This is a genomic window from Micromonospora sp. CNZ297 (assembly GCF_007827625.1).
Genome location: NZ_VISU01000005.1, coordinates 75,856 through 87,503, shown reverse-complemented (window position 1 = coordinate 87,503; position 11,648 = coordinate 75,856). Strand labels below are relative to the sequence as shown.

The following is an 11,648-nucleotide window of genomic DNA, read 5'->3' as shown; positions in this document are numbered from 1 at the left end:
GAGAGAGTGAGTGGCCGTGAACGAGCAGGAGTTCCTCGCCGGGTACGACCCCCGGGACTACCCGGCGGTCGCGGTCACCGTCGACGTGGTCGCCCTGACCATCCGCGAGGGCGCGCTGCACCTGCTGCTGATCCGCCGCGGCGCGCCGCCCTACGAGGGGCACTGGGCGCTGCCCGGCGGCTTCGTCCAGCCGGACGAGGACCTCGCCGCGGGCGCCCGGCGCGAGCTGGCCGAGGAGACCGGCCTGGGCGGTGAGCGGCTGCGCCGGGTGCACCTGGAACAGCTCGGCAGCTACGGCGCCCCGGACCGCGACCCCCGCATGCGCGTGGTCTCGGTCGCGCACCTGGCGTTCGCCCCCGACCTGCCCGACCCGGTCGCCGACACCGACGCCGACGAGGCGATCTGGCTGCCGGTCACCGCGCTGACCAGCCGGCAGCTCGCCTTCGACCACGGCCGGATCATCGACGACGGTCTGGAGCGCGCCCGCTCCAAGCTGGAGTACACGCCTCTCGCCACCCGGTTCCTCGCCCCCGAGTTCACAGTCACCGAGCTGCGGGAGGTCTACGAGACGGTCTGGGGCCACCCGCTGCACGCCGGCAACTTCCACCGCAAGGTGCTCTCCGTGCCCGGCTTCGTGGAGAGCACCGGCGCCAGCACCGAACGCGGCGGCGCGCGCGGCGGCCCCCGGGCCAAGCTCTACCGCGCCGGAGACGCCCGGCTGCTGCACCCGGCGCTGCTGCGCCCCGCCCGGGAGGAGACGGTTCGGTGAGGACCGAGGAGGCGATCCGGCTGGTCACGGCCGCGCGCACCGACGCCGACCTGTTCGGCACGCAGGAGCCGGCCCGCCGCTACCGCGAGCTGGTCGGCGCGCTGCACCCCGACCGGCTGGGCGCGGCCGACCCGGGGGTACGCGCCGCCGCCGCCGACGCGCTCGTCACAGTCACCACCCGGTGGCGTACTCCCGCCCCCACGTACACCGGCGACGTCGCCACCCTGCACGAACGGAAGGAAGGGCCCCCTGTTAACGCCTCCGGTAGAGGAGGGGCCCCTTCTTATCACCTGGCCAAGGTGTGCCGGCACCCGAGCGACAACGACCTGATGGCCCGCGAGGCACGCGCGTTGCGGCGGATCGCCGAGCGCGGCGACGCCAAGCACCTCGCGTACGTGCCCCGGCTCGTCGACTCCTACCCGGCGCGCGACCCGTCGACCGGCGTGCAACGGCAGGTCAACGAGCTAATGACCGTACCCGGACTGCGAAGCCTGGACGACGTGCGCCGCGCGTACCCGGACGGGCTGGACCCGCGCGACGCGGCCTGGATGTGGCGGCGGCTGCTCGTGGCGCTCGGCCTGGCCCACCGGGCCGGCGTCGTGCACGGCGCGGTGCTGCCCCGGCACGTGCTGATCGAGCCGGACGCACACGGCCTGGTGCTCGTCGACTGGTGCTTCTCGGCCGAGCCGGGCGGGCTCGTGCCGGCGCTCGTGCCCGGCCACGAGGACTGGTATCCGCCGGAGGTCGCCGCGAAGCGGCAGTGCGGGCCGGGCACCGACATCGCGCTCGCCGCCCGCTGCATGACCTGGCTGATGGGCGACCGCGCGCCGCGCGAGCTGCGCGCCTTCGCCGACGGCTGCCAGGGCACCGCGCTCGCCACCCGGCCGGACGACGCCTGGCGGCTGCTGCGCGAACTGGACGAGGTGCTGCACCGGCTGTACGGGCCGCGCACCTTCCGACCCTTCACCCTCAACCCGTAGGGAGGCTGCCATGGGCAGTGGAATCTGGTCCACCGACGTGTACGACGCCGCCGACCGTTACCGGCGCCGCACCGGCAAGAGCGCGTTCTCCTACAGCGACAGCGGCGCCCGCAAGGTGCACCCCGCGCTCGACCCGCGCGACGCGCTGCGGGAGAGCCGCGACTCCGCCGAGCACCCCCAGTCGACGCCGATCGCCGTGCTGTTCGACGTCACCGGCTCGATGGGCCACGTGCCCCGGGTGCTGCAGAGCAAGCTGCCGCAGCTGCTCGGCCTGCTGCTGCGCCAGGGGTACGCGAAGGACCCGCAGGTCATGTTCGGCGCGATCGGCGACGCCACCTGCGACCGGGTGCCGTTGCAGGTCGGGCAGTTCGAGTCCGACAACCGGATGGACGACGACCTCGGCCGGATCGTGCTGGAGGGCGGCGGAGGCGGCCAGATGATGGAGTCGTACGAGCTGGCGCTCTACTTCATGGCCCGGCACACGGCCACCGACAGCTGGGACAAGCGTGGCCGGCGCGGCTACCTGTTCATCATCGGCGACGAGCTGGCGTACCCGGCGGTGAAGACCGCTGAGGTGAGCCGGCTGATCGGGGACGGCCTGGGCGAGGACATGCCGGTCCGGCAGATGGTGGACGAGGTGACCGCGCGCTGGGACACCTACTACCTGCTGCCCGCCGGCAGCCACTACGCGGGCAACCGCAAGGTGCTGGACTTCTGGCGCGGCCTGCTCGGGCAGAACGCGGTCGAGCTGGACGACCTGGACGCGGTCTGCGAGACGATCGCGCTCACCGTCGGCCTCGGCGAGCAGGCCATCGACCTCGACGCCGGGCTGCGCGACCTGGACCGGGCCGGCTCGACGGCCACCCGGACCGTCTCGAAGGCCCTCGCCCAGGTCGGCTCGGGCCGGCGCGCGGTGGCGACGCTGCCGTTCAGCCCGGCCGACGGCGGAAGCGGGGTCACCCGGCTGTGAACCACGTGACGGTGGTCGACCTCGGCTACGGCGACGCCGGCAAGGGCACAGTGGTGGACCTGCTCTGCGCCACCCGGCAGGTCCACACGGTGGTCCGGTTCAACGGGGGCGCGCAGGCGGCGCACAACGTCGTCCTGCGCGACGGGAGGCACCACACGTTCGCGCAGTTCGGCGCCGGGACGTTCCGTCCCGGGGTGCGCACACACCTGGCGCGGCACGTGGTGGTGGACCCGCTGGCGCTGGCCGCCGAGGCCGACCACCTCGCGTCGGTCGGCGTGCCCGACGCGCTCGACCGTCTGACTGTGGACGGGGAGGCGCTGCTCGCCACCCCGTACCACCGGGCCGCGAACCGCGCCCGGGAGATCGCCCGGGGAGCCGACCGGCACGGCTCCTGCGGGCTCGGGGTGGGCGAGGCGGTCGCGTACGGCCTCGCCCACCCCGACGAGGCACCCCGGGTGGCCGACTGCCGCCGCCCGGCGGTGCTGCGCCGGCGGCTGGCCGCGCTGCGCGACCGGCTCACCGCCGAGCTGGGCCCGCTCGACGCGCCACCGGTGGACGACTGCCTGCCCGCGTACGCGGCCTTCGCGCGCCGGGTGGCAATCGTCGACCGGACCTGGCTGGCAGGTGCCCTGCGCGAGGGCACCTGCGTGTTCGAGGGCGCGCAGGGGGTGCTGCTGGACGAGTGGCACGGCTTCCACCCGTACACGACGTGGAGCACCACGACGTTCGCCAACGCCGAGACGCTGCTCGCCGAGGCGGGCATGGCCGGGACCGCGCAGCGGCTCGGCGTGCTGCGCACGACCACCACCCGGCACGGTCCCGGACCGCTGGTCACCGAGGACGCGGCGCTGCCGTTCCGCGACCGGCACAACGGGACGAACCCCTGGCAGGGGCGGTTCCGGTTCGGGCACTTCGACGCGGTCGCCCACCGGTACGCGCTGGAGGTGGCAGGTGGCGTGGACGGGTTGGCGCTCACCCACCTCGACCTGGCCCGGCCCGAGCTGCGGATCTGCCGCCGGTACGAGGGCCTGGACCGGCTCGTCCCCGGCCCGGCCGGTGACCTGGACCGGCAGGCGGCGCTCACCGAGCGGCTGATGCGGGCTCGGCCGGTGCTGGACGAGTCGCCTGCCGACTGGCCGGCTGCGGTCTCGGAGGCGCTGGGCGCGCCGGTGGTGCTCACGTCGCGCGGGCCGACGGCCGAGGAGAAGGAAGGGCCCCTTGTTAACGCCTTTTGTATGGGAAGGGCCCCTGCTTAACACCGCACCCCCGAGCATGGGTGCATGGGGGACGTGCTCGACCTGCTGCACCACACGGTGACGTCGCCGTGGGTGTACCTGGTGATCATCGCGGTCACCGCCGTCGACGCGTTCTTCCCGGCGGTGCCGGGCGAGACAGTGGTGATCACCGCCGGGGTCTTCGCGGCCGGCGGCGAGCCGAACCTGGTGCTGGTGATCGTGACCGCCGCGTTCGGCGCGCTCGCCGGCGACCACATCTCGTACGCGATCGGGCGCGGCGGCGGCGCGCACCGGCTGGCCCGCTTCCCGGCGGACAGCAGGCGGCGGGCCAGCTCGGAGTGGGCCCGCCGGGCGGTCGACAGACGCGGCGGGATGATCCTGACCACCGCCCGGTACGTCCCCGGCGGCCGGACCGCCGTCACGCTGACCATGGGCGCGGTCCGCTATCCCGCGCGCACGTTCCTGCTGTACGACGGCCTGGCGTGCACCACCTGGGGGGTCTACTGCGGGCTGCTCGGCTACTTCGGCGGCCTGGCGTTCGAGCACAACCCGCTGTCCGGGCTGCTCGCCGGCGTGGCCATCTCGCTGGCCGTCACCGGCCTGTTCGAGGCCGTCCGCTGGGGCCGGCGGCGGGCGCACCGGCGGGCTGCCGCCCGGCGCGACTGTTAACAAGGGGCCCTTCCACTACCGGAGGCGTTAAGAAGGGGCCCTTCCTTACCCCGCGGCGGGCGGGTGCCAGGTGACGCCGCGCAGGAGCTGGTCGGCGCCGAGCCAGGCCACGTTCATCATCCGGGTCGCTGTCTTCCCGGCGTCGGCCTCAGGGTGGTCGGCCAGCCAGTCGGCGAGCGACTCACTGGCGCCCACCAGCCCGTACGCGACCACCTCCAGGTCGGTGGCGCCGACCTCGCGGCCGGAGGCGCGCAACGCGTGGTCGAGCATGCCGGCGACCACCTCGACCAGCCGGCCGCGCATGGCGGCGAGTTCGGCGGCGAACGGCTGGGAGCCGCGGGCCTGCCGGTAGAGCACCGCCCAGCCGTCCCGGTGCGCACCGACGAAGCCGAAGAACGCGCGCAGTCCGCGCCAGAGCCGCTCGTCGGCGGGCAGGTCGGGGGCGGCGGCACCGGCGATCGCCTCCATCATCCGGGTGCTCTCCCGGTGCAGGCAGGCGATGAAGAGTTCCTCCTTGGTGCCGAGGTAGGCGTACACCATCGGCTTGGAGATGCCGGCGTCGTCGGCGATCTCGTCCATGCTGGCGGCGTGGAAGCCGCGGCGGGAGAACACCTTCACCGCCGCGTCGAGCATCTGCTGCTCGCGTACGGCTCGGGGGAGGCGCTTGAAGGTCGGCGTGCTGGACACCCTTGCGAGCATACCTACCCGTGCGTAAGGTTACGCCAGAGTAACCAAAGTGGCCCCGCCCGAGAGGTGCAATCCCCCATGACTGACTTCGACCCGGCCAACTTCGCGAACGTCGGCCCGAAGGAGTTCGCGCAGCTGGTCAAGTCCACGCCGGACGCCAAGATCAACGAGATCATGTCCGGCGAGGCGCGCGGCAAGATCCTCAGCGAGGTCTTCAACCGGATGCCCACGCTGTTCCGCGCGGACCGCGCCGGTGCCACCAACGCGGTCATCCACTGGAACATCACCGGCCGTCCGGACGGTGGCACCGACACCTACGAGATCGTCATCGAGAACGGCACCTGCACCGTCTCGGAGACCGCGACCCGCGACCCGAAGCTGAGCCTCACCATGGGCCCGGTCGAGTTCCTGAAGATCGTCTCCGGTGGCGCCAACCCGGTGATGATGTTCATGACCGGCAAGCTGAAGGCCAAGGGCGACCTGGGCCTGGCCGCCAACATCGCCAACCTGTTCGACATCCCCAAGGCCTGACATGGCCGAGTTCTCGCTCGACCTGAACGAGGAACAGCGGGACCTTCGCGACTGGGTGCACGGCTTCGCCGCCGAGGTCGTGCGCCCGGCCGCGGCCGAGTGGGACGCCCGGGAGGAGACTCCCTGGCCGATCATCCAGGAGGCCGCGAAGGTCGGCCTGTACGGGTTCGAGTTCCTCGCCACCTGCTGGGCCGACCCCACCGGCCTCTCCCTGCCGATCGCCAGCGAGGAACTCTTCTGGGGTGACGCCGGCATCGGCCTGAGCATCTTCGGCACCTCCCTCGCGGTCGCTGCGATCTACGGCGCCGGCACCCCCGAGCAGCTCGTCGAATGGGTGCCGCAGTGCTTCGGCGACGTCGACTCCCCGGCCGTGGCCGCGTTCTGCACGAGCGAGCCGGAGGCCGGATCCGACGTCGGCTCGATGCGTACCCGCGCCGTCTACGACGAGGCCACCGACGAGTGGGTGCTCAACGGGCAGAAGGCGTACGCCACCAACGGCGGCATCGCCGGGGTGCACGTGGTCACCGCCTCGATCGAGCCCGAGCTGGGCTCGCGCGGCCAGGCCGCGTTCGTCGTACCCCCCGGCACTCCCGGTCTGACCGCCACCCGCAAGCTGCGCAAGCTGGGGCTGCGCGCCTCGCACACCGCGGACGTCTTCCTCGACGACGTCCGGGTGCCAGGCCGCTGCCTGCTCGGCGGCAAGGACGCGCTCGACGAGCGTCTGGCCCGCGCCCGGTCCGGGCAGCGCGCCTCCGGCCAGGCGGCGATGCGGACGTTCGAGCTGTCCCGCCCGACAGTCGGCGCGCAGGCGCTCGGCGTGGCCCGCGCCGCCTACGAGTACGCCCTGGACTACGCCAAGGAGCGGGTCCAGTTCGGACGGCCGATCATCTCCAACCAGGCGGTCGCGTTCGCGCTCGCCGACATGAAGATGGAGATCGACGCGGCCCGGCTGCTGGTCTGGCGCGCCTCCTGGATGGGCCGCAACAACCGGCCGTTCACCGCGGGCGAGGGCTCGATGTCCAAGCTCAAGGCCGGTGAGGTGGCCGTCTCGGTGACCGACAAGGCGGTCCAGCTCCTCGGCGGCGCCGGCTTCCTGCGCGACCACCCGGTCGAGCGGTGGTACCGCGACGCCAAGATCTACACCATCTTCGAGGGCACCTCCGAGATCCAGCGGCTGGTCATCTCCCGGGCCATCTCCGGGATGCAGATCCGCTGACCGCCGGCGGGCCGCGGCCCGGCCCGTGACCACGTCGCACGCCGTCACGGGCCGGGTCGCCGCTCCCGGGCCGACCCGAACCGCGATCGGGCGCAAGATCATGCCGAACCGGACGGCCGACCGTCCGGAGCCTGGTCGACGAACCACGAACGCGAAGGAGTTGCGCCGTGGACCTGCCGTTCATCGCCGCCACGCTGACCCGACGTGGACTGCTCGCCCCGGGCGGACCGATCCGCGTGGTCTCCCAGCTCAACGCGCTGCGCCGGTGGGGCTGGAGCCTCGCCGGGGAGCTGCGCCAGGCCGCCGCCCGCGACCCCGGCCGTGTCGCCGTGGTCGACGAGCAGGGCGCCACCATGACGTACCAGGAACTGCTCGACCGCTCCGAGCGGCTGGCCCGGTCGCTGCGCTCCCACCTCGGCGTGCAGACCGGCGACCGGGTCGGTGTGCTCTGCCGCAACCACCACGGCCTGATCGAGGCGATAGTGGCAGCGATGCTGCTCGGCGCGGACGCCGTCCTGGTCAACACCGGGCTGTCCGCCGCTCAACTGGTGACTGTGGCCGAGGAACAGGGCCTGCGCGTCCTGGTGCACGACGGCGAGTTCACCGAGCGCGTCCTCGGCCTCCCGGCCGAGCTGCACCGGGTCGACGAGCGGCGGCAGGAGGAGCTGATCGCCGCCGCCGTGCCCGGCGAGAAGCTCCAGCCGCCGGAGCGCGACGGCCGCACCATCGTGCTGACCTCCGGCACCACCGGCGCGCCCAAGGGCGCCCGCCGGCCCACCCCGTACGGCTTCGGCCCGCTGGTGTCCATCATCGACCGCATCCCGCTGCACGCGCGGGACACCGTGATGATCGCCGCGCCGATCTTCCACACCTGGGGGTACGCCGCACTTCAGGTGTCGTTCGCGCTGCGCGCCACAGTCGTACTGCACCGGCGCTTCGACCCGGCCGCCACGCTCGCCGCGCTCGCCGCTCAACCGTGCGACGCGATGTTCGCCGTACCGGTGATGCTGCAACGGCTGATGGAGGTCGCGCCGCCGCAGCCCCGGCCGCCGCTCAAGGTGGTCGCGGTCAGCGGATCGGCACTGCCCGGCAACCTGGCCACCGCGTTCATGGACCGGTACGGCGACGTGCTCTACAACCTCTACGGCTCGACCGAGGTCTCCTGGGCCTCCATCGCCGGCCCGGCCGAGCTGCGCGCCGCGCCCACCACCGCGGGCCGGCCACCGCACGGCACCCGGCTGGCCATCCTGGACGAGACCGGCCGGCCGGTCCGCGACGGCGAGGTCGGACGGATCTTCGTGGGCAACGAGATGCTGTTCGAGGGCTACACCTCGGGCGCCGGGCGGGAGAGCCGCGACGGCCTGCTCGACACCGGCGACCTGGGCCGGCTGAACGCCGACGGCCTGCTCTTCGTCGACGGCCGGGCCGACGACATGATCGTCTCTGGCGGCGAGAACGTCTTCCCGTCCGAGGTGGAGGATCTGATCGCCCGGTTGCCGCAGGTCCGCGAGGTCGCCGTGATCGGCGTACCGGACCCCGACTACGGCCAGCGACTGGCCGCGTTCCTGGCGCTGCGCACCGGCGAGACGCTCGACCCGGAGGCGGTCCGCGAGTACGTCCGGCGCTACCTGGCCCGCTTCTCCGTGCCCCGCGACGTGGTGTTCGTCAAGTACCTGCCGCGCAACGCCACCGGCAAGGTGCTCAGCCGGGAACTGCGCCGCTACTTCGACTGATCCACATCGGTCACACGGCTGCCGTCTTCCGGTGCTACGGTCTCCCCCGATCGAACGGGGAAACGGGGAGCACCACAATGGACAGGCTTCGGCGGCGTACCGCACTCGGCCTCCTCGTCGGCGGCGCGTCCGCCGCCGCGCTCGGCCCGTTCGACCCGGTCCTCGGCGGCCGGCCCGACGACTCACCCACCCGGTGGCCGGTCCCGCCCGTCGAGCGGGAGAACCGCGCCGCCGGTGAGCCGTGGTGGCCCGAGCACGGCGGCCGGGCCGCCGACGACCGGCGGCGCCAGATCCAGGGGTACGCCTCGACGACGAGCGTCGCCCCCGGCGAGGAGATCGACTTCCACGTCGCGGTCAACCCGGGCGGCCGGTTCCGGATCAGCGTGCACCGCCTCGGCTGGTACGACGGCGCGGGCGCCCGCACGATGCTGACCAGCCCCGAACTGCGCGGCGTACCGCAGCCGGTGCCGGTGGCCGACCCGGACACCGGTGTGCTCGACTGCCGGTGGCCGGTGTCCTGGCGCCTGTCCGTCCCGCACGGCTGGACCTCCGGCCTCTACCAGGCGGTCTTCACCTCGGCCGACGGCTGGCGGGCCTGCACGCCGTTCGTGGTACGCGACGACCGGCGCCCGGCCGCGCTCTGCGTGGTGCTGCCGGTGACCACCTGGCAGGCGTACAACCAGTGGCCGCGCGACCGGCGGACCGGCAAGAGCCTCTACAACGGCTACCGGGCCGACGGGCGGCGCGACCCGGCGCTGCGGGCACGCGCAGTCTCGTTCGACCGCCCGTACTCCGGCGCCGGCCTGCCCACCCACTTCGACCGCGACGAGGCCGCGATCCGGTGGCTGGAACGCAACCTCTACGACGTCAGCTACGCCACCAGCTTCGACCTGCACTCCGGGCGCCTCGACCCGGCCCGGTACCGGGGTCTGGTGTTCTGCGGGCACGACGAGTACTGGTCGGCCGAGATGCGCCGCGCCACCGAGGTCGGCCTGGACGGGGGCACCAGCCTCGCGTTCCTCGGCGCGAACAGCGTCTACTGGCACGCCCGCGTACGCGCCGCCGCCGACGGCCGCCCCGAACGGCTCGTCGAGTGCGCCAAGACGCTTCCCGACCCGGGCGCGGGCACCGGCGACCCGACCGTGACCTGGCGCAACCTCGACCGGCCGGAACAGGCGCTGCTCGGCGTGCAGTACAACGGCATCGTGCTGACCCCGCAGCCGCTCGTGGTGCGCGCCGCAGACAACTGGGTGTGGGCCGGCACCGGCGTGGCCGACGGCGACCGCATCCCGGGCGTGGTCGCGGGCGAGGCGGACGGGCTGCACGCGGCCCTCCCGCGGCCCGCCGGGACCACGCTCAGCTCCTCGCCGTACCCGGCCCAGCAGGGCGGCCGACGGCTCCAGAGCAGCTACGTCCACGAGACGGCACGCGGAGCTGTCGTCTTCGCCAGCGGCACGCTCGGCTGGACCCTGGCACTGGACCGGCAGGGGCACCGCGACCCGCGCATCGAGCGGGCCACGGCGAACGTGCTCAACCGGATGGCCGGCCGGCGCCCCGGGCCGGTCAGCCCGGAATCGTGACCCGGCCGTCCACGGCCGCCGCCGCGATGTCGGTGCGGTGGTGGGAACCGGCCAGCTCGACGTCGCGTACCAGAGCGTAGGCGGCGTCGCGCGCGGCGGCCAGGTCCGGCCCGGTCGCCGTACCGCAGATGACCCGGCCCCCCGCGGAGCGCAACGTGCCGTCGGCGTCCCGGCGGGTGCCGGCGTGGATGATCCCGGCGCGGTCCGCGCCGGTGATCACGTCACCGGTACGCGGGCCCGCCGGATAGCCGTCGGCCGCCACCACGACCGTCACGGCCGCGCCGTCGCGCCAGCGCAGCGGCGGGTGCGCGCCCAGCGTGCCGGTGGCGGCGGCGTGCAGCAGCCCGGCCAGCGGCGTCTCCAGCAGGGCGAGTACGACCTGCGTCTCCGGGTCGCCGAAGCGCGCGTTGAACTCGATCACCCGCGGGCCGGACGGGGTGATCGCCAGGCCCACGTAGAGCAGGCCGGCGAACGGGGTGCCCCGGCGGCGCAGCTCCGCCAGCGTCGGGTGCACCACGTCGCGCATCACGTCGTCGACCAGATTCGGCGGGGCCCACGGCAGCGGCGCGTACGCGCCCATGCCGCCCGTGTTCGGCCCGGTGTCGCCGTCGCCGACCCGCTTGAAGTCCTGCGCCGGCAGCAGCGGCACCGCCGCCTCGCCGTCGGTGACCACGAACAGGGAGACCTCGGGACCGGACAGGTACTCCTCGATCACCACCCGGCCGCACTCCGCGGCGTGCCGCTCGGCGACCGCCCGGTCGTCGGTGACCACCACACCCTTGCCGGCGGCGAGCCCGTCGTCCTTCACCACGTACGGCGCGCCGAACTCGTCCAGCGCGCGCCCCACCGCCGCCGCGTCCTCGCAGGTGTACGCACGAGCGGTCGGCACCGCCGCGGCGGTCATCACGTCCTTCGCGAACGTCTTCGAGCCCTCCAGCCGGGCCGCCTCCGCGCTCGGGCCGAACACCGCGATGCCCTTGGCGCGTACCGCGTCGGCGACGCCCGCCACCAGCGGCGCCTCCGGCCCGATGACCACCAGGTCGGCAGCGACCTCGACGGCGAGGGCCGCCACTGCTGCCGGGTCGGTGGGTGTCACCTCCCGAAGTTCGGCCACCGCAGCGATCCCCGGATTCCCCGGAGCCGCGACGAGCGCCTCGACAGCCGGGTCACCGGCGAGTCCGAGCGCGAGAGCGTGCTCCCGCCCACCACCACCCACAAGAAGTACGCGCACGACCGGCATCCTACTGACCACCCCACCCCGCCCCGTCGATCAAGGAG

Annotated in this window: 11 protein-coding genes; 9 read left to right on the top strand and 2 right to left on the bottom strand. The window is 73.7% G+C overall.

The annotated features are described in order from the left end of the window. Positions 1 to 10 precede the first annotated feature (10 nt). Genes FB454_RS11375 through FB454_RS11355 form a run of 5 tightly spaced genes read left to right on the top strand, consistent with a single transcriptional unit; the run spans position 11 to position 4,623 of the window. Positions 11 to 769, top strand: coding sequence for an NUDIX hydrolase (locus FB454_RS11375; protein WP_013283411.1), 759 nt, complete (start codon positions 11 to 13; stop codon positions 767 to 769). Continuing rightward, positions 766 to 1,749, top strand: coding sequence for a BUD32 family EKC/KEOPS complex subunit (locus FB454_RS11370; protein WP_145822921.1), 984 nt, complete (start codon positions 766 to 768; stop codon positions 1,747 to 1,749). Before FB454_RS11375 ends, FB454_RS11370 begins: the two co-directional genes overlap by 4 nt. Before the next feature lie 10 nt (positions 1,750 to 1,759). Continuing rightward, on the top strand, positions 1,760 to 2,719 hold the full coding sequence (locus FB454_RS11365) for a hypothetical protein (protein WP_013283409.1): 960 nt from the start codon (positions 1,760 to 1,762) through the stop codon (positions 2,717 to 2,719). After that, positions 2,716 to 3,975 carry an adenylosuccinate synthetase gene (locus FB454_RS11360; protein WP_145822920.1) on the top strand — a complete coding sequence of 420 codons (1,260 nt, stop codon included), beginning with the start codon at positions 2,716 to 2,718 and terminating at the stop codon, positions 3,973 to 3,975. The genes FB454_RS11365 and FB454_RS11360 overlap by 4 nt, the downstream gene beginning before the upstream one ends. Before the next feature lie 24 nt (positions 3,976 to 3,999). After that, complete coding sequence (locus tag FB454_RS11355) at positions 4,000 to 4,623, top strand: DedA family protein (protein WP_013473430.1); 624 nt, start codon at positions 4,000 to 4,002, stop codon at positions 4,621 to 4,623. Positions 4,624 to 4,668: 45 nt separating this feature from the next. Here the strand turns inward: FB454_RS11355 and FB454_RS11350 are convergent, their stop codons facing one another. Next, complete coding sequence (locus FB454_RS11350) at positions 4,669 to 5,310, bottom strand: TetR/AcrR family transcriptional regulator (protein WP_030273380.1); 642 nt, start codon at positions 5,308 to 5,310, stop codon at positions 4,669 to 4,671. A 78-nt stretch (positions 5,311 to 5,388) separates the two neighbouring features. On the opposite strand from FB454_RS11350, the gene FB454_RS11345 reads away from it, so the two are divergent. The 4 genes from FB454_RS11345 (at position 5,389) to FB454_RS11330 (ending at position 10,370) form a co-directional block, all read left to right on the top strand. Next, positions 5,389 to 5,841, top strand: coding sequence for an SCP2 sterol-binding domain-containing protein (locus FB454_RS11345; RefSeq protein WP_013283405.1), 453 nt, complete (start codon positions 5,389 to 5,391; stop codon positions 5,839 to 5,841). Between the two features lies 1 nt (position 5,842). Further along, positions 5,843 to 7,057, top strand: coding sequence for an acyl-CoA dehydrogenase family protein (locus tag FB454_RS11340; RefSeq protein WP_013283404.1), 1,215 nt, complete (start codon positions 5,843 to 5,845; stop codon positions 7,055 to 7,057). Between the two features lie 167 nt (positions 7,058 to 7,224). Then, positions 7,225 to 8,790 (top strand): AMP-binding protein, encoded by a 1,566-nt coding sequence (locus FB454_RS11335; RefSeq protein WP_145822919.1) that lies wholly within the window; start codon positions 7,225 to 7,227, stop codon positions 8,788 to 8,790. Positions 8,791 to 8,867: 77 nt separating this feature from the next. Beyond that, entirely contained in the window at positions 8,868 to 10,370 is a 1,503-nt protein-coding gene (locus tag FB454_RS11330; RefSeq protein ID WP_145822918.1) for a N,N-dimethylformamidase beta subunit family domain-containing protein, read from the top strand. On the opposite strand, the gene purD is transcribed toward FB454_RS11330, so the two are convergent. Beyond that, the gene (purD, locus tag FB454_RS11325; RefSeq protein ID WP_145822917.1) at positions 10,354 to 11,601 is read right to left on the bottom strand and encodes a phosphoribosylamine--glycine ligase; all 1,248 of its coding nucleotides are present in this window, start codon (positions 11,599 to 11,601) and stop codon (positions 10,354 to 10,356) included. The two genes, FB454_RS11330 and purD, sit on opposite strands and share 17 nt — an antisense overlap. Between the last annotated feature and the right edge of the window lie 47 nt (positions 11,602 to 11,648).

Coding starts and splice junctions, on each gene's coding strand:
- FB454_RS11345 (WP_013283405.1), top strand. CDS start 5,389: ATGACTGACTTCGACCCGGCCAACTTCGCGAACGTCGGCCCGAAGGAG.
- FB454_RS11355 (WP_013473430.1), top strand. CDS start 4,000: ATGGGGGACGTGCTCGACCTGCTGCACCACACGGTGACGTCGCCGTGG.
- FB454_RS11365 (WP_013283409.1), top strand. CDS start 1,760: ATGGGCAGTGGAATCTGGTCCACCGACGTGTACGACGCCGCCGACCGT.
- FB454_RS11330 (WP_145822918.1), top strand. CDS start 8,868: ATGGACAGGCTTCGGCGGCGTACCGCACTCGGCCTCCTCGTCGGCGGC.
- FB454_RS11340 (WP_013283404.1), top strand. CDS start 5,843: ATGGCCGAGTTCTCGCTCGACCTGAACGAGGAACAGCGGGACCTTCGC.